16 protein-coding genes, 1 tRNA gene and 1 pseudogene are annotated in these 21,042 nt (G+C 68.4%); 9 read left to right on the top strand and 9 right to left on the bottom strand.

What is annotated here, in order from left to right:
- The first annotated feature begins 294 nt into the window (after window positions 1–294).
- Window positions 295–1,071, top strand: a complete 777-nt coding sequence (locus OG936_RS07540; RefSeq protein ID WP_406493392.1) for a S1 family peptidase — start codon at window positions 295–297, stop codon at window positions 1,069–1,071.
- A 50-nt stretch (window positions 1,072–1,121) separates the two neighbouring features.
- On the opposite strand, the gene OG936_RS07535 is transcribed toward OG936_RS07540, so the two are convergent.
- Window positions 1,122–2,927, bottom strand: a complete 1,806-nt coding sequence (locus OG936_RS07535) for a glycoside hydrolase family 35 protein (protein ID WP_406493390.1) — start codon at window positions 2,925–2,927, stop codon at window positions 1,122–1,124.
- Window positions 2,928–3,147: 220 nt separating this feature from the next.
- Between OG936_RS07535 and OG936_RS07530 the strand changes: the two genes are divergently transcribed.
- Window positions 3,148–4,041, top strand: a complete 894-nt coding sequence (locus tag OG936_RS07530; protein WP_266752129.1) for an AraC family transcriptional regulator — start codon at window positions 3,148–3,150, stop codon at window positions 4,039–4,041.
- A gap of 39 nt (window positions 4,042–4,080) precedes the next feature.
- Window positions 4,081–4,410 carry a chorismate mutase gene (locus OG936_RS07525; protein WP_266745594.1) on the top strand — a complete coding sequence of 110 codons (330 nt, stop codon included), beginning with the start codon at window positions 4,081–4,083 and terminating at the stop codon, window positions 4,408–4,410.
- A gap of 103 nt (window positions 4,411–4,513) precedes the next feature.
- Here OG936_RS07525 and OG936_RS07520 read toward each other — a convergent pair whose 3' ends face one another.
- Entirely contained in the window at window positions 4,514–4,705 is a 192-nt protein-coding gene (locus OG936_RS07520) for a TetR-like C-terminal domain-containing protein (RefSeq protein ID WP_406493389.1), read from the bottom strand.
- Between the two features lie 158 nt (window positions 4,706–4,863).
- On the opposite strand from OG936_RS07520, the gene pepN reads away from it, so the two are divergent.
- The 3 genes from pepN to OG936_RS07505 all read left to right on the top strand — a co-directional run bounded on the left by pepN (window position 4,864) and on the right by OG936_RS07505 (window position 10,460).
- On the top strand, window positions 4,864–7,368 hold the full coding sequence (pepN, locus tag OG936_RS07515; protein WP_406493387.1) for an aminopeptidase N: 2,505 nt from the start codon (window positions 4,864–4,866) through the stop codon (window positions 7,366–7,368).
- A 279-nt stretch (window positions 7,369–7,647) separates the two neighbouring features.
- Entirely contained in the window at window positions 7,648–9,045 is a 1,398-nt protein-coding gene (locus OG936_RS07510; protein WP_406493386.1) for a pyridoxal phosphate-dependent decarboxylase family protein, read from the top strand.
- On the top strand, window positions 9,042–10,460 hold the full coding sequence (locus OG936_RS07505) for a lysine N(6)-hydroxylase/L-ornithine N(5)-oxygenase family protein (RefSeq protein WP_383750055.1): 1,419 nt from the start codon (window positions 9,042–9,044) through the stop codon (window positions 10,458–10,460). Before OG936_RS07510 ends, OG936_RS07505 begins: the two co-directional genes overlap by 4 nt.
- Window positions 10,461–10,536: 76 nt before the next feature.
- Here OG936_RS07505 and OG936_RS07500 read toward each other — a convergent pair whose 3' ends face one another.
- Entirely contained in the window at window positions 10,537–12,348 is a 1,812-nt protein-coding gene (locus tag OG936_RS07500) for a bifunctional metallophosphatase/5'-nucleotidase (RefSeq protein WP_406493385.1), read from the bottom strand.
- A 219-nt stretch (window positions 12,349–12,567) separates the two neighbouring features.
- Here OG936_RS07500 and OG936_RS07495 point away from each other — a divergent pair, with 219 nt between their 5' ends.
- Together OG936_RS07495 and pyk are read left to right on the top strand one after the other, a co-directional pair.
- Entirely contained in the window at window positions 12,568–13,272 is a 705-nt protein-coding gene (locus OG936_RS07495; protein WP_406493383.1) for an SIMPL domain-containing protein, read from the top strand.
- A 125-nt stretch (window positions 13,273–13,397) separates the two neighbouring features.
- Window positions 13,398–14,831 (top strand): pyruvate kinase, encoded by a 1,434-nt coding sequence (gene pyk / locus OG936_RS07490; RefSeq protein ID WP_406493382.1) that lies wholly within the window; start codon window positions 13,398–13,400, stop codon window positions 14,829–14,831.
- A 9-nt stretch (window positions 14,832–14,840) separates the two neighbouring features.
- On the opposite strand, the pseudogene OG936_RS07485 reads toward pyk, so the two are convergent.
- Together OG936_RS07485 and OG936_RS07480 are read right to left on the bottom strand one after the other, a co-directional pair.
- Window positions 14,841–15,616 (bottom strand): annotated as a pseudogene (locus tag OG936_RS07485) (terminase gpP N-terminus-related DNA-binding protein).
- 109 nt (window positions 15,617–15,725) lie between these two features.
- Window positions 15,726–15,800 (bottom strand) — tRNA-Leu (locus tag OG936_RS07480).
- Window positions 15,801–15,895: 95 nt separating this feature from the next.
- On the opposite strand from OG936_RS07480, the gene OG936_RS07475 reads away from it, so the two are divergent.
- Entirely contained in the window at window positions 15,896–16,546 is a 651-nt protein-coding gene (locus OG936_RS07475; RefSeq protein WP_406493381.1) for an ANTAR domain-containing response regulator, read from the top strand.
- 84 nt (window positions 16,547–16,630) lie between these two features.
- Here OG936_RS07475 and OG936_RS07470 read toward each other — a convergent pair whose 3' ends face one another.
- Genes OG936_RS07470 through OG936_RS07455 form a run of 4 tightly spaced genes read right to left on the bottom strand, consistent with a single transcriptional unit; the run spans window position 16,631 to window position 21,007 of the window.
- Window positions 16,631–17,347: an ABC transporter ATP-binding protein gene (locus OG936_RS07470; protein ID WP_266745582.1), complete on the bottom strand. Its 717-nt coding sequence runs from the start codon at window positions 17,345–17,347 to the stop codon at window positions 16,631–16,633.
- Complete coding sequence (locus OG936_RS07465; RefSeq protein ID WP_406493379.1) at window positions 17,344–18,276, bottom strand: ABC transporter ATP-binding protein; 933 nt, start codon at window positions 18,274–18,276, stop codon at window positions 17,344–17,346. Before OG936_RS07465 ends, OG936_RS07470 begins: the two co-directional genes overlap by 4 nt.
- Entirely contained in the window at window positions 18,273–20,072 is a 1,800-nt protein-coding gene (locus OG936_RS07460) for a branched-chain amino acid ABC transporter permease (protein WP_406493378.1), read from the bottom strand. The genes OG936_RS07465 and OG936_RS07460 overlap by 4 nt, the downstream gene beginning before the upstream one ends.
- A gap of 5 nt (window positions 20,073–20,077) precedes the next feature.
- Entirely contained in the window at window positions 20,078–21,007 is a 930-nt protein-coding gene (locus tag OG936_RS07455) for a branched-chain amino acid ABC transporter permease (protein ID WP_406493376.1), read from the bottom strand.
- Between the last annotated feature and the right edge of the window lie 35 nt (window positions 21,008–21,042).

Raw genomic sequence — 21,042 nt, 5'->3', positions numbered from 1 at the left:
CCGTTGCCCTGGCTGTTGTCCCGGCCGGTCCCCTGGCCGTTCCTCCGGCTGTTGTCCGGCACGTCCCCACCCCCTCCGTGACGCGCGTACCGGGCTCCACTGTAGCCGGAGCGTTAGGGATGATCTCGGCTGAAAAGTGAATCTTGTGGGCCGCGTGAGCACGTTCCGATAATCCGAACCGCGTGTTTGTCGGGAGCATGACTATCGGGTGCTGGCTCTGCCCGTGTCCGGCCCCCCGGCGAGGGCACGTACACCCCCCACAAGAACCCCCCCCCCACGAAAGAAGACAGTCCGTTGAAGCAGCTTCTGCGTGCGGTGAAAAGATGCTCCGTCATAGCCGCCGTGGTCCTCGCGGCCGTCAGCCTCCAGCCCGCCGGAGCCTCCGCGGCCCCCACCCCGGTCGTCGGCGGAACCCGCGCCGCCCAGGGCGGATTCCCGTTCATGGTCCGGCTGTCGACGGGCTGCGGCGGTGCCCTCTACGCCAAGGACATCGTCCTCACCGCCGCGCACTGCGTGGACGGCTCCGGCAACAACACCTCCATCACCGCCACCGCGGGCGTCGTCGACCTGCAGTCCGCCGATGCGATCGAGGTCAAGTCCACCAAGGTCCTCCAGGCCCCCGGCTACAACGGCGCGGGCAAGGACTGGGCACTGATCAAGCTCGCCAAGCCCATCGACCTGCCGACCCTGAAGATCGCCACCAGCACCACGTACAACAACGGCACCTTCACCATCGCCGGCTGGGGTGCCGCCACCGAGGGCGGCGGCCAGCAGCGCTATCTGCCGAAAGCCACCGTGCCGTTCGTCTCCGACGCCGACTGCCAGGCCGCCTACGGCGGCGATCTCATCCCCGGTGAGGAGATCTGCGCCGGGCTGATCGACACCGGTGGCGTGGACACCTGCCAGGGCGACTCCGGCGGCCCCATGTTCCGCAAGGACAACGCCGGAGCCTGGATCCAGGTGGGCATCGTCAGCTGGGGCCAGGGCTGCGCCGAGCCCGGCTACCCGGGTGTGTACAGCGAGGTCTCGACGTTCGCCGCCGCCATCGCCTCCGCGGCGTCGACGCTCTGACCCCGGTCCCCGGTCCCCGGTACCGGCTCCTGCCACGGCCGGTGTCCGGCTCACACCTGAACCTCCCCGGGGGTGCCCGTCCGGACGGGCACCCCCGGACCCAGCTCGGCGTACGGCGCGCCCGCGTCCTCCAGTTCCAGCACCCACACCTCGTTGGTGCCCTCCCGCAGCACCGGCCCCGGCACGTACAGCGTCCGTTGCGGCCCCGCCGACCAGTAGCGTCCCAGGCAGAAGCCGTTCACCCACACGAACCCGCGCGTCCAGCCCGGCAGTTCGAGCCCCGCATGCCCGGTGCCGGCCACCCCCGCGGCCTCGAACTCCCCCCGGAACAGCCCCGTACGCCCGGCCCCCTCGACGCTCCCGAAAGCCACTGCGGCCAGCACGTCCGGCTCCTCGAACGCCTCCAGCCGCAGCGCCCGGGCCCGTACACCGTGCAGGAACTGCCGTTCGTGCAGCACCCCGCCCGTGATCCCCTTGGGCTCACCGAGCCGCGGCCCGTAGTTGACGCGGCCCAGGGACTCCACCCACAGCTCGACCTCCGCAGGCCCGGCCACCGGCTCGTCCAGAGTGCTGCTCTCCTCGCTCAGCACACCCTCGCGGACACCGTCCACGTACACCACGGCCCGGTCCCGGAGCCCCGCCACACCCAGGGTGTACGGGCGGCGCGGACCCGGCACCGCGACCTGATAGCGCACCAGGCCCCGGTCGACCCCCAGCTCCTCGAAGGTCGGCGGAACGCCGGACGGCGCCGATTCCTCATCGCCCAGCGCCTCCAGTACAGCGGTCAGCGGAGCCCAGTCCGTCAGCTCCGCCCGTACCGGAGCGGCAAGACCGGCGGGCTCGGGCGGAAGCTCCGGAAGCGGCCCGTCCGCGTACTCGGCGAGCACCTTGCGGAACTGCCGGAACTTCTCCGTGGGGCGGCCGTACTCGTCGATCGGCGCGTCGTAGTCGTACGACGTCACCGTCGGCTGGAAGTCGCCGTCCTGCAACGGACCGGACCGGTTGGCCCCCGCCCACCCGGCGAAGTTCGTGCCCCCGTGCGCCATGTAGATGTTCACCGAGGCCCCGCACTCCAGGATCTCCCGCAGCGAGCCGGCGGCCCGCTCCGGATCGTGTACGACCGGCTCGGCACCCCAGTGCTCGAACCATCCGCACCAGAACTCCATGCACATCAGCGGCCCCTTCGGCTGATGGCGGCGCAGCACCTCGAACGCCTCCCGCGCACCCGACCCGAAGTTCGCCGTGGCGAGCAGCCCCGGCACGGAACCGCCCGTGAGCATGTGGTCCTCCGGCCCGTCGGAGGTGAACAGCGGCACGGTCACCCCGCGCTCCCGCAGCATCCCGGCCACCCGCCGGAGATAGACCTGATCGGTGCCGTAGCTCCCGTACTCGTTCTCCGCCTGGACCATGATCACCGGGCCGCCGCGCCCGATCTGCCGCTGCACCACCTGCGGCAGCAGCGCCGTGAACCACCGCTCCACGGCACCCAGGTACTCCTCGTCACGCGTCCGCACCCGCCGTCCGAACCGCCCCGTCACCCAGGCCGGCAGACCACCGTTCTCCCATTCGGCACAGATGTACGGGCCCGGGCGGACGATCGCCCACAGCCCGGCCCGCTGCGCCGCGTCCAGGAACCGGCCCAGAGCCGCCACGTCCCGGAACCGGCCGGGCCGCGGCTCATGGAGATTCCACGGAACATACGTTTCGACGCAGTTGAGACCCATGGCGCGCAGCATCGACAGCCGGTGGTCCCACTGCGCCTCGTGGACCCGGAAGTAGTGCAGGGCCCCCGACAGCAGCCGTACGGGCTTCCCGTCGAGCCGGAAGTGGTCGTCCCCCACGGTGAAGTCAGCCATTGTGCTCGTACTCTCCTGTGCGTGCGGTCCCCCGGAGCCGCGCGGCCCCGGGTCGCACGACGGCACGCACCACGGAGCGGGCGAACCCGGGAGAAATGTTGCAACCAACCTTCGCCCCCTGGCGTGCGGCCGGTCCATGGACAAAGATCACTGCTGTTTGGACACAATTGTTCGGACCAATGCGATGAAGATGAAGATGAAAGGGGAGGAAGAACGGCCGATGTACCACACCTGGATGCGCTTCTTCACTCCCAGCCCGCTCCACCACCGGCTGGGCCTCGTCTGCCTCGGCGTGGGCCTGCAGCACGGCGCCCTGCCGACGGTCGGCCCGCGCACCCTGGACCACCACGTGGCCGTCGTCATCAACTCCGGCAGCGGCTGGTTCAGCGGCACGGACGGCCGCCGGGTCCCCGTCGTCGCCCCCAGCCTGATCTGGCTGACCCCCGGCACCCCGCACCACTACGGCGCCGACCCCGGCACCGGCTGGGACGAGAGCTTCGTCGACTTCACCGGCCCCGCCACCGCCACGTACACCGAACTCGGCTACATCGAGCCCGACCGCCCGCTCGTCCCGCTCGCCGACACGGCCGGCCCCCGGGCCGCGGTGGGACGGATGGTGCGGGCGGCCCGGCGCGGCAACCCGCTGCTGGAGGTGGAGACCGGTGCCGCCGTCCACGAACTCCTCGTCGCCCTGCGCCGGGCCCGCGCCGATGTCAGCCCCGACGGCGACCCGGTCCTCCAGGCCCTCGCCCGCGACGCCTTCCAGCCGCTGTCCGTCGCCGAACACGCGGCCCGGCACGGCATGACACCCGCCGAACTGCGCACGGTGGTTCGGCGGGGCGCGGGCTGCAGCCCCAAGGACTACCTCCTCGGCATCCGGCTCGGCCGTGCCAAGGAGCTCCTCGCCGCCACCGACCTGCCGGTCGCCGCGGTCGCCCGACGCGTCGGCTACGACGACCCGGCGTACTTCTCCCGCCTCTTCGCCCGCCGGGTGGGGGCCGCTCCGGTCCGGTTCCGCGAACAGCAGGGCCGCAACGTCCCGGGCGGCTGGAGCGACCAGGTCCCGGACCCGGATCACCCGCCGACGATCAGCCCCCTGGGCCCGGCCCTCTGAGCGACTCGCCCCTCGCCGGCCGGGCTAAGCTCGCTGACCATGACCACGAGGGACATCGACGAGTCCGTGAGCGCGGAACTGAACCGGCTGCGCGAGAGCATCGACAACATTGACGCCGCTGTCGTCCATATGCTCGCCGAGCGCTTCAAGTGCACCCAACAGGTCGGCCACCTCAAGGCCGCCCACCAACTGCCCCCGGCCGACCCGGCCCGCGAGAGCCGGCAGATCGCCCGGCTGAGGCAGCTGGCGGAGAGCGCGCACCTGGACCCGGCCTTCGCGGAGAAGCTGCTGAACTTCATCGTGGCGGAAGTCATCCGCCATCACGAGCGGATCGCGGAGGAGTCGGCGACGAACGGGGAGACGTCATGAGCACCGTGGGACGGCTCCGGGGGATCACCCCTGCCGACCTCGGCCGCCGCGGACGACGCGGCCCCGCGAGGTGCTCGGCCGGTGGTCCCTCATCACTGGCTGATCAGCGAGGTGCGCGCAAGCCCGTGATCACCATGTGGATCAGCAGGTCGTAGCTCTCGTCCAGTTTCTCCGGCAGTCCGAAGGCGCCCTCGGCCTCCAGAACCGCGAAGCCGTGGACGGCCGCTCGCAGGCAGCGGGCCGCGTGAATCGCCGCGGAGTCGGCCATTCCATAGGCGCGGAAGGCGGCGAGCATGATGTTGATCAGTCGCGCCCCGGCCTCGGCCGTGTGCGGCTCGGGGTGGCTGGACGAGTGCCGAGCAGCGGTGCGGGTGGCGCAGCGCGTAGTGCCGCCAGGCCACCGTTGGCAGAACCCGCCTGCGCCCCGCCCACCCCGTACGGCAGCATGGACGCATGTCCGTACTGACGCGCGACGAAGCGCAGACCCGAGCCCAATTCCTCGACGTACACCGGTACACGATCGACCTCGATCTGACCGGAGGGGAGGAGACCTTCGACTCCCGTACCGTCATCCGGTTCACCACGGCCACGGCCGGAGACACGTTCGTCGAGCTCAAGCCGGCCACCCTGCGCTCGATCAGCCTCGACGGACAGCCCCTCGACCCCGCCGACCTCACCGAGAACCGCTTCCCGCTCACCGCACTCACCACCGGCGCACACGAACTGCGCATCGAAGCCGCCATGCGCTACTCCCGCACCGGCGAAGGCATGCACCGCTTCACCGACCCGACCGACGGCGAAACATACGTCTACACCCAGCTGTTCATGGAGGACGTCCAGCGCGTCTTCGCCGCCTTCGACCAGCCCGACCTCAAGTCCGTCTTCGAGCTCACCGTCACCGCCCCCGACGGCTGGACCGTCCTCGGCAACGGCATCGCCGAGCACCGGGCCGACGGCCGCTGGACCCTGGCCGCGACCCCGCCGATCTCCACCTACCTCGTCGCCGTCGCCGCGGGCCCCTGGCACTCCGTGACCACCGAACACGCCGGACTGCCTTTCGGCATTCACTGCCGCCGCTCGCTCGCCCCGTACCTCGACACGGACGCCGACGAGATCCTCGACATCACCCGCGCCTGCTTCGACCGCTTCCACGAGAAGTTCGACGAGCCCTACCCCTTCGACTCCTACGACCAGGCCTTCGTACCCGAGTTCAACGCCGGCGCCATGGAGAACCCCGGACTCGTCACCTTCCGCGACGAGTTCATCTACCGCTCCGCCGTCACCGACACCGAACGCCAGACCCGCGGCATGGTCATCGCCCACGAAATGGCCCACATGTGGTTCGGCGACCTCGTCACCCTCGCCTGGTGGGACGACATCTGGCTCAACGAGTCCTTCGCCGAGTACATGGGCTACCAGACCCTCGCCGAAGCCACCCGCTTCCCCGACACCTGGGTCGACTTCGGCGTCGCCCGCAAGGGCTGGGGATACGACGCCGACCAGCGCCCCTCCACCCACCCCGTCGCCCCCGACCCGGCCGCCGTCCCCGACACCGCGTCCGCCATGCTCAACTTCGACGGCATCTCCTACGCCAAGGGCGCATCCGCCCTGCGCCAACTCGTCGCCTGGCTCGGCGAGAAGGACTTCCTGGCCGGCATCAACACCCACTTCGCCCGCCACAAGTTCGCCAACGCCACCCTCGCCGACTTCATCGACAACCTCGCATCGGCCACCGACCGCGACGTCCACGCCTGGGCCGACGCCTGGCTGCGCACCACCGGAGTCGACACCCTCACCCCCCACGTCGAGGAATCCGACGGCACCTGGTCCCTCACCGTCGACCACGACGGCAGCCGCCCCCACCGCATCGCCGTCGGCGCCTACGACCACGACCCCGACACCCACTCCGGCCCCGACCGCCTCGTCCTGCGCGACCGGTTCGAGATCGACATCCCCCACAACGGCACGGCCAAGGCCCTGCCCGGCCGCCGCCCCGCCCTCGTCGTCCTCAACGACGGCGACCTCAGCTACGCCAAGGTCCGCCTCGACCCCACATCCTGGGAAACCGCCGTACGCCACCTCTCCGGCATCCCCGACGCACTGACCCGCGCCGTCATCTGGAACACCGCCCGAGACATGGTCCGCGACGGCGAACTCACCCCCACCGTCTACCTCGAAGCGGCCCGCGCACACCTCCCGCACGAGACCGACCTCGCCCTCGCCCAGGGCGTACTCGCCTTCGCCGGCATCCACATCACCGACCACTACCTCACCCCCGAGCACCGACCCGCCGCCCTCGCCACCCTCACCGCACTGTGCCGCGACGTCATCCGCCGCACCGAGGACGGCCACAACCCCGGCCTCCGCCTCATCGCCGTACGCCACCTCATCGACGCCGCCACCCAGCCCGACACCATCCACGACTGGCTCACCAACGGCACCGTCCCCGGCGGACCCGAACTCGACCCCGAACTGCGCTGGCGCATCCTCACCCGCCTCGCCGTCCTCGGCGCCACCGACGAAACCACCATCGCCGCCGAACTCGAAGACGACCCCAGCGCCACCGGACAGCAAGGCGCCGCCCGCTGCCGCGCCGCCCTCCCCACCCCCGAGGCCAAGGCCGCCGCCTGGCACGCCCTGTTCAACGACGACAGCCTCTCCAACTACCTCTTCACCGCCACCGCCCAAGGCTTCTGGCAACCCGAACAGGCCGACCTCGTACGGGACTACGTGCCCCGCTACTACCCCGAGGCGACCCGGCTCGCCGCCCGCCGCGGCCCCGCCATCGCCGAAGCCGCCGGCCGCTACGCATTCCCCGCACACGCCATCGACGCGGAAAGCCTCCACCTCGGCGAACAGGCCCTGAACGACAAGGACCTCATCCCCGCCCTCCGCCGCAAACTCATCGACCAGATCGACGACCTGCGCCGCGCCCTCGCCGTACGCAACGCCCACTGACCCACACGGCCCGCACCACCCGTACGGGCCCCGAAGCAAAGCCCGCACCACCCGTGCCCGACGCCACCCCCACCACACAGGGAGGCGTCGGGCACACCCATATCCGGCGCCACACCCATACCACCAGAACCCCCGAATACGGCCCCCCACCCCTCCCACATCCCCCTTTCGAGTTCAGATCACCGAGCTCTCCAGCCGCGCCCCCCAAAACCCGGACAAGCTGGCACGTCCACCCATGCCCGCCCACACCCACCCACGCGCACCCGAAGGCCCACCACCATGCCCACCCCACCCCTCGCCGGCTCCACCAACGGCCCCGCCGCCCTACGCCCCCTCATCGACACCGTCCTCACCGCACTCCACGACGGCGCCCACCGACGCGACGGCCCCCTCCCCGCAGGCGGACCCGACGCCGTCACCCCCCGCACACGCACCACCACCCACCCCGTCATCCCCGACCACGGCACCGACCCCCACGACGCCCTGCGCACCCTCGTCACCGCCCTCGCCGAAGGCGCCGCAGACCCCGCACACCCACTCTGCGCCGCCCACCTCCACACCCCACCCCTCGCCCTCGCCACCGCCGCCGACCTCGCCGCCTCCGCCCTCAACCCCTCCATGGACTCCTGGGACCAGGCCCCCGCCGCCTCCACCCTCGAAGCCGACATCACCGCCGCACTCGCCGCCGAGATCTACCCCCACCACCCCTCACCCGACGCACTCGTCACCACCGGCGGCACCGAAGCCAACCAACTCGCCCTGCTCCTCGCCCGCGAACGCAACGGCCCCGTACAAACCATCTGCGCCGCCAACGCCCACCACAGCATCACCCGCGCCACCTGGCTCCTCGGCCTCCCCACCCCTGTCGTCATCCCCGCCCCCACCGGCGTCATGGACCTCACCGCACTCGACGAAGCCCTCACCGAACACCACCGCCCATTCCTCGTCACCGCCACCGCAGGCACCACCGACACCGGCCAGATCGACCCCCTCGCCGACATCGCCGACCTCTGCACCACCCACGGCGCCGAACTCCACATCGACGCCGCCTACGGCGGCCCCCTCCTCTTCAGCCCCACCCACCGAGGCAAGGTCCACGGCCTCGACCGCGCCCACAGCGTCACCCTCGACCTCCACAAACTCGGCTGGCAACCCGCCTCCGCAGGCATCCTCGCCGTCCCCCACCACACCCACCTCCACGCACTCCACCACCGCGCCTCCTACCTCAACGCCGACGACGACACCGAGGCCGGCCTCCCCGACCTCCTCGGCCGCTCCCTGCGCACCACCCGCCGCCCCGACGCCCTCAAGATCGCCGTCACCCTCAAAGCCCTCGGCCGCACCGGACTCGCCGACCTCATCGACCGCACCATCGCCACCGCCCACCACCTCGCCGACCTCATCGCCCACACCCCCACCCTCGACCTCTACGACCGCCCCACCATCAGCACCGTCCTCTTCCGCCCCACCGACGCCGACGACCACACCGTCGCCACCATCCGCCGCACCCTCCTCACCCGCGGCCACGCCGTACTCGGCCGCGCCCACACCGACGACCGCCTCTGGCTCAAAGCCACCCTCCTCAACCCCCACACCACCCCCGACGACCTCCGCACACTCCTCGCCCTCGTCACCCGACTCACCACCGACCTCGCGGAAGGCAACACCACCCGATGACCGACCAACCCACCCCCGAAACCAACCAGCCACACGACCTCGTCGGCATCGGCATCGGCCCCTTCAACCTCTCCCTCGCCGCCCTCGCCCACGGCATCCCCGGCAACCCCCACCCACTCACCGCCACCTTCTACGAACAACGACCCGCCTTCCACTGGCACCCCGGCCTCCTCATCGACGGAGCCAGCCTCCAAGTCCCCTTCCTCGCCGACCTCGTCACCCTCGCCGACCCCGCAAGCCCCTGGACCTTCCTCAACTACCTGCGCACCCGCGACCGCCTCTTCCCCTTCTACTTCGCCGAACGCTTCCACATCCAACGCGCCGAATACGACGCCTACTGCCGCTGGGTCAGCGACCAACTCCCCGGCCTCCACTTCAGCCACCAGGTCGACGCCGTCCGCTGGAACAACGAACGAGGCCTCTTCGAAGTCGACTTCACCCAACTCGACACCCACGGCGAAGCCGAAGCACTCGGCCGCGCCCACACCCGCCACATCGCCCTCGGAATCGGCACCGAACCCCACATCCCCGAACCCCTCAAACCCCTCGCCGAAGCCGAATCCGTCCCCGTCATCCACTCCGCCGACTACCTCCACCACCGCGAAAAACTCCTCACCGCCGAACACATCACCGTCATCGGCTCAGGACAGTCCGGCGCCGAAATCTTCCTCGACCTCCTGCGCGCCCGCCCCACCGGCCGCGAAAAACTCCACTGGCTCGCCCGCACCCAGGCCTTCGCCCCCATGGAGTACTCCAAACTCGGCCTCGAACACTTCACCCCCGACTACAGCCGCTACTTCCACGCCCTCCCCGAATCCGTACGCGACGAACTCGTCCCCCACCAATGGCAACTCCACAAAGGCATCGACGCCGACACCATCGCCGCCATCCACGACGAGCTCTACCGCCGCACCCTCCACGGCGGCTGGCCAGACACCACCCTCACCCCCGGCGTCTCCGTACGCACCGCAGGACGCCTCGCCAACACCCGCGTCGAACTCCACCTCGAACACACCCAGCAGAACACCCGCTCCAGCCTCACCACCGACGCCGTCATCCTCGCCACCGGCTACCGCGAACGCTCCCTCGACCGCATCCTCACCGGCCTCGACCCCCACATCCGCCGCGACACCTCCGAACGCCCCCGCATCGACGACCGGTTCCGCCTCATCCTCGACCCCACCGTCACCGGCCACGTCTACGTACAGAACGCCGAACGGCACACCCACGGCGTCGGCGCCCCCGACCTCGGACTCGCCGCCTGGCGCAGCGCCACCATCCTCAACGACCTCACCGGCACCAACACCTACCCCCTCCCCGCACGCACCGCCTTCACCACCTTCGGCCTCACCCCCCAAACCCCCACCGTCCCCACCCAGAACCCCGACCTCATCCCCCTCGCCCACGGCAACTGACCCCCCCCGCACACAGACAACAGGCGGCCGCCCCCTCCACAAGGAAAGGACGGCCGCCCACCCGACGAACAAACGCCTAGAACACCGGCGTACCGTCCCGCGTCAGACGCCAGTCCACCGAAGCGAACTGCGCACCATCCACCGACCCCTTCGCCTGCACCCAGCCGATGATCGTGTTACGGATCTCCTCCGAGTTCGCCCACAACTGCTTCGCACCCGCCACATGCGGGAAATTGCCACCGCCACTCGCCCGGTAGTTGTTCACCGCCAGCACGAACTGCGCCGCCGGATCGATCGGCTTCCCCTCGAACGCCAGACCAACGATCCGCGAACCATTCGGCTTCGCGATGTCGATCTCATACGTCAGACCCGACACCGCGTCATAGTTGTAGTCCGGCGTGTTGGCCGCATTCGTCAGCTTCGCCGTGTCCACCGGAGCACCCGCCGCCGTCTGCACGTAGTACCGGGCCGAGAACTCCAGATAATCCTTGATCTGCGCACCGGTCAGCAACCGCGCCTCAAGGGTGTTCTCGAACGGATACAGCCCCGCCGCATCCTTGATCGTCACCTTCCCGGCCGGGATCCGCGCCGTACGCGAGAAACACGAAGCCTGCGACAGCACCGGAAGCGTCGCGTACGCCCCACCCGCCAGCGCCGCCTGCACCGTCTCCGCCTGGACGACATTGATCAGATCGATGATCGGCTCGTCCTTCCACGCCGCCTCCGCCGTCGTCATCGCCGCCGTCGACGTACCGATGACCTGATTGACGTACGCCACGACCTTCTTGTGCTCGTCCACGAGCAACCCCGTGATCTTCGGGTCCTCATCCACGGTGTTGGAGTTCAACACCCGCGAACCCGCCTTCTCCACCACCCAACGACCCTTCTCCCACACCAGATCGAAGTCGAACAGCGTCAACCGCTGCCCCCACTTCAACGGCTCCGAGAGCACCACCTTCTTGCCGGTCTGCTTGTTCTCCACGAAGTACTCGGGGATCTCCAGATGCGCATGCCCGACCAGAATCGCGTCGATACCCGGCACCTGCTCGGCCACCAGACCCGCCGCATTCTCGACATACGGGACCTGATCACCGTACGACGACGTACCACTGGTACCCGAGTGCGCCGAGACGATCACGACATCCGCACCCATGGAACGCAGCCGCGGCACGAACTTCGCCGCCTGCTCCTCCAGTCCCGGGAACACCATCTTCCCGCTGACGTTCGCCTTGTCCCAGATGGCGATGCCCGGGTTGGTCAGCCCCAGGATCGCCACCCTCACATCCCGGCCCTGCGGAGTACGCAGCTTCTTGATGACGTACGGGGCGAACGCCGGCCGCAACGTCTTCGCATCCAGCGCGTTCGCACCCAGCAGCGGGAAATCGCACTGCTCCTCGAACTTCCGCAGCACCGGAATACCGTAATTGAACTCGTGGTTGCCGAGCGCCGCCGCGTCGTAACCGATCGCGTTCATCGCCTGCGCCATCGGGTGCACCGGCCCACGCTTCGCCGTGATCGGATCGATCTTCGCGTAGTAGTACGACAACTGGGTGCCCTGGATCGTGTCACCCGCATCGATCAACAGGGTGTTGTGACGGCCCTTCTCCCGGCGCACCTGGTCCACCAGGGTCGAGATCTTGGCCAGACCGACGTCGTTGTGAGCGTTGTCGTCGAACTCCGCGTCGGTGAAGTAGTCCCAGTTGAAGACGTTCCCGTGCAGATCGGTGGTCCCCATCACGGTGAACGAGTACCGCTTCGACGGATGCCCCTGGCCATTCCCGTCGCCACCACCCTGGGCGGCCGCGGGAACGGCGGAGCCACCCGCGAGCGCCACACCGGCACCGGCAGCCGCCGATGTGCCCAGGAACGTCCTACGGTTCAGCGGCATTTCGTCTCCCACATCTCAGATCTCGTACAGCTCAGTTCAGGTACAGCTCAGTGCTCGCTCGTACAGCTCAGTTCTGGTACGGCTCAGTGCTCGTACAGCTCAGCGCCCCCAGCACACAACGCGCGTAGATAATGACCCAGGAGCCACACCCGGCAACACCCCCTGCAGGTTTCGATCTGATGACCACCAGCTGTCGCACCCGAATGCGACAGTGAACACGTGACCGACACCCCACCGCCCTACGGCACCCCCGACCACCCCCGCGTCGCCGTCCGAGGTGAAGCCCGCCTCGAAGCCGACCCCGAGACCGCCCACATCGCCATCACCATCACCGCCCGCGGCAAAGACCGCCGCGCCGCCCTCGAAGACCTCACCCGACGCAACAACCACGTCCTCGAACTCGCACGAACCTACGGACAAGCGGTCGAAAAACTCGAAACCGGCACATTCTCCATCACCCCCGAACTCACCCAACGCGGCCGCGACGAAAAAATCCGCGCCTACCACGGCCGCGTCCACGTCACCGCCGTCCTCAACGACTTCACCGCACTCGGCGAATTCACCACCCGCGTCGCCGACCTCGACATGACCCACGTCAACGGCCCCTGGTGGGCACTGCGCCCCGACTCACCCGCCCACGCGAACGCCCGCCGCCAAGCCGTACACGAAGCCGTCCAACGCGCCCGCGAATACGCCGACGCCCTCGGCGCCCACCTCACCGCCCTCGTCGAACTCGCCGACCTCGGCGCGGAGAACGCCATCACCGCAGCCCCCATGCCCGCCGCACCCGGCGGGCACCGCAGCCGCGCCGCCTACGGCGGAGCGGCAGCCGAACCCGCCCCCGCCCTCGACCTCGAACCACAACGCCAGACCGTCTACGCCCAGGTGAACGCCCGCTTCACCATGTCACCGCCAAAACTATAAAGAGAATGCTCATCCGAGCACCCCGGCGCACAATTCAACACTTGTCAATAACCCTTCATCCAGAGGTTGTTGAGCAGTCATGTGCGGCCAAATAGCTACCCGTAGGTAAGGTCTAGGCTCGAACCATGCGCCGAGCAAAAATCGTTTGCACCCTGGGACCCGCCACCGACACATACGACCAGATCAAGGCATTGGTCGACGCGGGAATGGACATCGCCCGCCTCAACCTCAGCCACGGCACCTACGCCGAACACGAAGAGCGATACCGCCACGTACGCAAGGCCTCCGACGAAAGCGGACACAGCGTCGGCATCCTCGCCGACCTTCAAGGACCGAAGATCCGCCTCGGACGCTTCCGCGAAGGCCCCGTACTCCTTGAACGCGGCGACGACTTCACCATCACCGTCGAACCCATCGAAGGCGACCGCCACACCTGCGGCACCACCTACGACGGCCTCGCCACCGACGTCACCACAGGCGAACGCATCCTCGTCGACGACGGCCGCGTCACCCTCGAAGTCACCGAAGTGGACGGCCCCCGCGTCCACACCACCGTCATCGAGGGCGGCATGGTCTCCGACCACAAGGGCCTCAACCTCCCCGGCGTCGCCGTCTCCGTCCCCGCACTCTCCGAAAAGGACATCGAAGACCTCCGCTGGGCCCTGCGCACCGGCGCCGACATCATCGCCCTCTCCTTCGTACGCAGCGGATGCGACATCGAGGACGTCCACCGCATCATGGACGAGGAGGGCCGCCGCCTCCCCGTCATCGCCAAGGTGGAGAAACCCCAGGCCGTCGACAACATCGACGGCATCGTCGCCGCCTTCGACGGCATCATGGTCGCCCGCGGCGACCTCGGTGTCGAAATGCCCCTGGAACAAGTGCCGATCGTCCAGAAGCGCGCGATCAAACTCGCCAGGCGCAACGCCAAGCCGGTCATCGTCGCCACCCAGATGCTCGACTCGATGATCGACAACTCCCGCCCCACCCGCGCCGAGGCCTCCGACGTCGCCAACGCGGTCATCGACGGCACGGACGCGGTGATGCTCTCCGGTGAGACCAGCGTCGGCAAGTACCCCATCGAGACGGTCCGCACGATGTCCCGCATCGTGGAGGCCGCCGAGGAGGACATCCTCGCCAAGGGCCTCCCGCCCCTGACCGACCGCAACAAGCCCCGCACCCAGGGCGGCGCGGTGGCCCGCGCGGCAGCCGAGATGGGCGACTTCCTGGGCGCCAAGTTCCTGGTCGCCTTCACCCAGAGCGGCGACACGGTCAGGCGCCTCTCCCGCTACCGCTCGCCCATCCCGCTCCTGGCCTTCACCCCGGCCCCGGCCACCCGCTCCCAGCTCAACCTGACCTGGGGCGTCGAGACCTTCCTCGGCCCGCAGGTGGAATCGACGGACGCGATGGTGGCCCAGGTCGACGAGGAGCTGCTGAAGATCGGCCGCTGCGAGAAGGGCGACGTCGTGATCATCACGGCCGGCTCCCCGCCGGGAGTCCCGGGCTCGACGAACCTGGTCCGGGTCCACCACATCGGTGAGGACGACGGCCCGAAGTAGGGTCGGTCCTCAGTACTTCGGCCCGACGTGGGCGTCCATGAGCGCGACGGACGCCCGTCGGGCGACGGAGATGTTGTACCCCTTGCCTGAACGGGTGCAGTGGGCCCACTCGACTCCGACAGCGGTGAGCGTGTCGCTGAAGAGCTTGCGGATGTCGTCCGACTTGTTGGTGAAGAAGTACCGGGGGTACTCGTAGCGCTTCCGTTCGCCACCGATGAGCTTCGCGGTCCAGTTGATGATGCGGCACCCGTCGGAGTGGATGAGGCCGCGGATGAACTCCCACGGGTGAGCATCCACGATCCTCTGCTGCCAGGGTTCGAGAGCGATCTGGCGGTCGTGTTTCTTGCCGGGACCGTGCTGGAGGAAGAGACAGGGCCAGTGCTTGCTGAAGCAAGTCACGTACTGGCAGCCCGGACTTGACACCCGGCACACCTTGTTGGCCGGTCGTGTGATCTGTACGGCTTCGACGCAGGCGTCGATGAGGCCCGGCCAGGCGTCGGCGCATGCGATGCGGAGGGAGTACACGCCTCGTTTGTTCGAACTGATGCAGCCGTCGCCGAGGTAGAGGCCGAGCAGATACGCGTATGCGTCGGGAGCATCGGGGGGCTTGGGATACCCATGCACCGAGGGCAGTCGGCGCCGCGGTTGTATCCGAGGGGCTCTATTCGCGTCTGCCAGGAACGGATGGCGGCTCGGGAAATTCCGGTTTGTTTGCTTACGGAGTTCTGACTGAAGCCCTGATGGAGGAGGGCCAGCGCATGCTGACGCGTTTCAAGGTCATACACGTGGCCGAGCCTGGACGGATCGTTGTGTTCTGGGGCGGAAACGGCACTGCAGTCACACGATCACGTGAATCTATGGCGTTTCCTCGCGACCTTGGAATCTAAGGAAAAGTGCCCCAGGTGGGATTCGAACCCACACTTTCGGCTGTTTGAGAGCCGCCTCTCTAACCAGTTGGAGTACTGGGGCCTTAGAAAGGAAGGGCTGCGAGCGCCCTGCGTAGTGACACCATACCGTAGCTAGGTAGGCTCGTGGAGAGCCATATGCCCTGAACGAGGAGCCCCGTGACCACGCCCGAGTCGCCCCAGCCCGCAGCCGACGACGACAAGTCGCACGTTCCGCCGCTGACGACCCGCGTCGTCATCGCGGAGGACGAGGCGCTCATCCGTCTCGATCTCAAAGAGATGCTGGAGGAAGAGGGCTACGCGGTCGTCGGTGAGGCCGGGGACGGGCAGCGGGCCGTCGAGCTCGCCCGGGAGCACCGGCCGGACCTGGTCATCCTCGATGTGAAGATGCCGATCCTGGACGGGATCTCCGCCGCGGAGAAGATCGCCGAGGAGTCCATCGCGCCGGTCCTGATGCTCACCGCGTTCTCGCAGCGCGATCTCGTGGAGCGGGCGCGGGACGCCGGGGCGATGGCGTATCTCGTGAAGCCGTTCAGCAAGAGCGACGTGGTGCCGGCCATCGAGATGGCGGTGTCGCGGTTCGCGGAGCTGAAGGCGCTGGAGGGTGAGGTCGCCGACCTCGCGCAGCGGTTGGAGACGCGGAAGCTGGTGGACCGGGCGAAGAGCATTCTGCAGACGGATTACGGTCTGTCGGAGCCGGCCGCGTTCCGGTGGATCCAGAAGACGTCGATGGACCGTCGGCTGTCGATGCAGCAGCTTGCCGAGGCGTTGATCGAGGACGCCGAGGAGAAGAAGAAGGCGGCCGAGTAGGCCCGTACACGCGTACGCGCTCATGCAGGAGGCCCGCACCCGGTCGGCCGGGTGCGGGCCTCCTGCATGTGTACGGGAGGGGTGTCAGTCCTCGCCGAGGTAGGCCTTGCGGACGGACTCGTCGTGGAGGAGGTCCGCGCCGGTACCGGAGAGGACGATCTTGCCGACCTCCATGACGTGGCCGTGGTCCGCGAGGGAGAGTGCGGCCTGGGCGTTCTGCTCGACGAGCAGGATGGTGGTGCCCTGGGCCTTGAGTTCGACGATGGTCTCCATGATCTTCTGCATCATGATCGGGGAGAGGCCCATGGAGGGTTCGTCGAGCATCAGGAGTTTGGGCTGGCACATGAGGGCCCTGCCCATGGCGAGCATCTGCTGTTCGCCGCCCGAGAGGGTTCCGGCGGCCTGCTTGCGGCGTTCCCCGAGGATGGGGAAGAGGTCGTAGGCGCGCTGGATGTCCTTTTCGATGCCTGCCTTGTCGTTGCGGAGGTAGGCGCCGAGCTGGAGGTTCTCGGTGATCGTCAGCCGGGGGAAGATGTGGCGTCCCTCGGGGGAGTGGGCGAGGCCCAGGGAGACGACCTTGTGGGCCGGGATGTTGGCGAGTGGCTGGCCGTCGAAGGTGATGCGGCCGCCGGCCGGCTTGAGCAGTCCGGAGAGGGTGCGCAGGGTGGTGGTCTTGCCCGCACCGTTGGTGCCGATGAGGGTGACGACCTGGCCGGCTTCGACGGTGAAGGAGATGCCCTTGACGGCTTCGATCTTGCCGTAGGCGACGCGGAGGTCCTCGACCTCCAGTAGTGCGGTCATCGGGCGTCCTCCTCCTCGGTGCCGGTGGGGCCGGTGGTGCTGTCGGTTTCGGTGGTGCTGTTGGTGGCGGCGTCGGCGGCCTTGGTGGCGACGGCTTCGGCGGCTTCGACCTCGGCGACTTCTTCGGCGCCGGGGGCGCCTTCGAAGGGGGTGCCGAGGTAGGCGGCGACGACGCGTTCGTCGCTCTGGACGACGTCGGAGGTGCCTTCGACGAGTTTCTCGCCCTGGACGAGGACGGCGACGCGGTCGCAGAGGTTGAAGATGAACCGCATGTCGTGCTCGATGACGAGGACGGCGATGCCCTGGTCGCGGATGGCGAAGATGAGCTCTTCGGTGACGCGGGTTTCCTGCGGGTTCATGCCGGCGGTGGGCTCGTCGAGGAGCAGGAGTCCGGGGTCGCTGGCCAGTGCGCGGGCGATTTCGAGCTTGCGCTGGTCTCCGTAGGGGAGGTTGCGCGCGAGGTGTTCGGCCTTGTCCTGGAGGCCGATGAACTCCAGGAGCTCCATGGCTCGTTCGCGGCTGGCGTGTTCGGCCTTGGTGAAGCCGGGGAGTCGCAGGAGGGCGGACCAGAGGCCTTCTTTGGTCCTGGTGTGGCGTCCGACGAGGACGTTTTCCAGGACGGTCATGTTGGCGAAGAGCCGGATGTTCTGGAAGGTGCGGGCGATGCCTGCCTGGGTGACGAGGTGGGGCTTGGGCGGCAGGACGGTGCCTTTGTAGCTGACCTTGCCCTCGGTGGGGACGTACAGGCCGGTGAGGCAGTTGAAGAAGGTGGTCTTGCCGGCGCCGTTGGGGCCGATGAGGCCGACGATCTCGCCCGTGTTGACGGTGAGGTCGACGTTGCGTACGGCGGTGAGGCCGCCGAAGCGCATGGTGACGCCGTTGGCGTCGAGGACGGTGGTGGCGGTTTTCGTGGTGGTCATGGTGGTCACGCCCCCGCCTTGGCGATGCCGGCGCCGGTTTCTTCGGACTGCCGTGGCTCGGGTAGGTCGAGCTGGTCGGTCTCGTGGAATTCGAGCTTCTTCCTGCGGTCGGCGACGAGGCCTTCGGGGCGCAGGCGCATCAGGAGGATGAGTGCGACGCCGAAGAGGAAGAGCTGGTAGTCCGACATGAACTGGAGCTTGGCCGGGATGAGGTAGAGCAGTGCGGCGCCGACGAGGGGTCCGCTGAGGGTTCCCATGCCGCCGAGGATGACGGCGGCGAGGAGGAATGCGGAGTTGGGTGGTACGGAGCCGGCGAACTGGTACTGCTCGGGTGTCACGGTGTAGTTGACGTGTGCCTGGACGGTTCCGGCGAGGCCGGCGAGGGTGGCGCCGAGGGCGAAGGCCAGCAGTTTGAGCCGGAAGGCGTTGATGCCCATGGCGGTGGCTGCGGTTTCGTCCTCGCGGATGGCGACCCAGGCGCGGCCGATGCGGGATTCTCCGGAGCGGCGGAAGACGAGGACGACGACGGCGGTGAAGACGAGCATCAGCAGGTAGTAGTTGGCCGACCTGCCGAGGTTGAAGCCGAGGATGTCGTGCTTGAGTCCGAAGTCGAATCCGAAGAAGTTGAGGTCGGGGATGCTGGGGATGCCCTGGGAGCCGTTGGTGAGGTCGGGTCCGCTGTTGCCGTTGAGGTTGTTCACGGTGAGGCGGAAGATTTCGCCGAAGCCGAGGGTGACGATGGCGAGGTAGTCCCCGCGTAGTCGCAGGGTGGGTGCGCCGATGAGGACGCCGAAGACGAGTGAGGCTGCGGCGCCGGTGAGTACGGCGGCCCAGAAGGGGAATTCGACGCCGATGGCCGACATGGTGGAGCCGGAGACCAGGGCGGCGGCGTAGGCGCCGACGCCGAGGAAGGCGACGTATCCGAGGTCGAGGAGGCCGGCGAGGCCGACGACGACGTTGAGGCCGAGTGCCACGGTCGCGAAGATGAGGATGTTGGCGCCGATGAGCGCGTACTCCTCCTTCTGCTGTGTGAACGGGAAGCAGACGGCTGCGACGAGGGCGGCGGTGAGGGTGACGTTGCGGTGTTTGGTGGTGAGTGCGGTGACGCGGGAGATGAGTCCGGCGCGGTGGAGTGCGGTGAAGGCGAAGCCGACGGTGATGAGGAAGCCGATGAAGAGTTCGGCGTAGTCGGTGTCGATTCCGTAGCTGAAGATGTAGAGGCCGATGCCGAAGGCTACGGCGATGATGAGGATTTCGGCCCAGGAGGGGAGGGGGTTGGTGCGGCGGGCCGGTGGGGCGCCGAGGCTGTTGCGGAAGCGTTGCCAGGCGGTGGTCGCGGTGGCGGTGGTGGTGTGTGGCTGGTCGTCGGGGAGGCCGAGTGCGGCGATGGCGGCGATGAGTGCGCCGATGCCGCTGACCCAGGCGCCGGGTTCCAGGTTGACGACGCCGCCGAGGTCGTAGGTGATGGCGCCGATGGTGTAGCCGGTGGTGCCGAGGGTGCCGAGGGCCAGGAGGCGGACGGGGCTGTTGGTGCCGCCGGGGGTGAGCCAGCCGAGGCCTCGGATGCCGTACCCGGACAGCGCGAAGAGCAGGGTGAGTGCGGCGCTGATGAGGGTGAGGACCTGGAGGCCGCCGGGGTAGCCGGTGACGGTGAGGTTGCCGGGGAATTCGTTGGTCCAGGTCCAGGCGAGGAAGGTGCCGACGAGCGCGAGAGCGGCGCCGGCGAGGGTGCCGATGCGGGCCGCGGCTGCGGGGACCGGGAGGAAGGCGGCGGGTCCGGGCGCGGTGGTCTGGTTGGTGGTCATCCGTATCACGCCCGATCCGCGACGCGTTCGCCGAGCAGGCCCTGGGGGCGGAGCAGCAGGACGATGATGAGGAGGACGAAGGCCCATACGTCCTTCCAGGCGCCGCCGCCGAAGAGTTCCATGCCGGGGACGTTGCTCATGTAGCCGGTGGCGAGGGATTCGGCGATGCCGAGTACGACGCCGCCGAGCATGGCGCCGTAGATGTTGCCGATGCCGCCGAGTACGGCTGCGGTGAAGGCTTTGAGGCCCATGATGAAGCCCATTTTGAAGCCGATCTGGCCGTTCTTGAGCCCGTAGGCGACGGCGGCGACGGCGGCGAACGCGGCACCGATGGCGAAGGCCATGACGATGATGCGGTCGGTGTTGATGCCCATGAGTTTTGCGGTGTCGGGGTCCTGGCTGGTGGCCTGCATGCCGCGGCCGGTGCGGGTCTTGGAGACGAAGAGGCCGAGGGCGATCATGCAGATGGGTGCGGTGATGAGGACGAAGAGGTCACCGCGTTGGATGTGGGCGCCGAAGATGTCGATCGCTTCGCCCTTGAACTGGGGGAAGGATCGGTCCTTCTTGGCGTCGGGGTACCACTTCCAGATGGCCTGCTGGAGTGCGAGGGAGAGTCCGATCGCGGTGATGAGCGGTGCGAGTCGGGGGGCGCCTCGCAGGGGCCGGTAGGCGAAGCGTTCGGCGGCTGTGCTGACGGCGACGGAGCATATGACGCCGCCGATGATCATGATTGGGATGATTGCGAGGAGGGAGACGCCGGCCGGCATCCAGAGGTACACGGTGAGAGCTCCGAAGCCTCCGATCATGAAGATCTCGCCGTGGGCGAAGTTGATGAGCTGGATGATTCCGTAGACCATCGTGTAGCCGATCGCGATGAGACCGTACATCGCGCCGAGGATGAGTCCATTGGCCAGCTGTTGCGGCAGTTCGTTCACCGCAGGGCCTCCGTGGAGTGGTTCGGATATGGCAC

It is taken from the genome of Streptomyces sp. NBC_00846 (assembly GCF_045207325.1).
Taxonomy (GTDB): domain Bacteria; phylum Actinomycetota; class Actinomycetes; order Streptomycetales; family Streptomycetaceae; genus Streptomyces.
Note: the sequence above shows the minus strand (reverse complement) of the source record. Positions and strands in the feature narration are given on the sequence as shown.

What these genes read in the sequence shown, in the direction of transcription:
- OG936_RS07505 (WP_383750055.1), top strand. Translation starts at nt 9,042, where the DNA reads ATGACCGACCAACCCACCCCCGAAACCAACCAGCCACACGACCTCGTC.
- OG936_RS07460 (WP_406493378.1), bottom strand. Translation starts at nt 20,072, where the DNA reads ATGACCACCAACCAGACCACCGCGCCCGGACCCGCCGCCTTCCTCCCG.
- OG936_RS07500 (WP_406493385.1), bottom strand. Translation starts at nt 12,348, where the DNA reads ATGCCGCTGAACCGTAGGACGTTCCTGGGCACATCGGCGGCTGCCGGT.
- OG936_RS07530 (WP_266752129.1), top strand. Translation starts at nt 3,148, where the DNA reads ATGTACCACACCTGGATGCGCTTCTTCACTCCCAGCCCGCTCCACCAC.
- OG936_RS07510 (WP_406493386.1), top strand. Translation starts at nt 7,648, where the DNA reads ATGCCCACCCCACCCCTCGCCGGCTCCACCAACGGCCCCGCCGCCCTA.
- OG936_RS07470 (WP_266745582.1), bottom strand. Translation starts at nt 17,347, where the DNA reads ATGACCGCACTACTGGAGGTCGAGGACCTCCGCGTCGCCTACGGCAAG.
- pepN (WP_406493387.1), top strand. Translation starts at nt 4,864, where the DNA reads ATGTCCGTACTGACGCGCGACGAAGCGCAGACCCGAGCCCAATTCCTC.
- pyk (WP_406493382.1), top strand. Translation starts at nt 13,398, where the DNA reads ATGCGCCGAGCAAAAATCGTTTGCACCCTGGGACCCGCCACCGACACA.
- OG936_RS07525 (WP_266745594.1), top strand. Translation starts at nt 4,081, where the DNA reads ATGACCACGAGGGACATCGACGAGTCCGTGAGCGCGGAACTGAACCGG.
- OG936_RS07520 (WP_406493389.1), bottom strand. Translation starts at nt 4,705, where the DNA reads ATGCTCGCCGCCTTCCGCGCCTATGGAATGGCCGACTCCGCGGCGATT.
- OG936_RS07535 (WP_406493390.1), bottom strand. Translation starts at nt 2,927, where the DNA reads ATGGCTGACTTCACCGTGGGGGACGACCACTTCCGGCTCGACGGGAAG.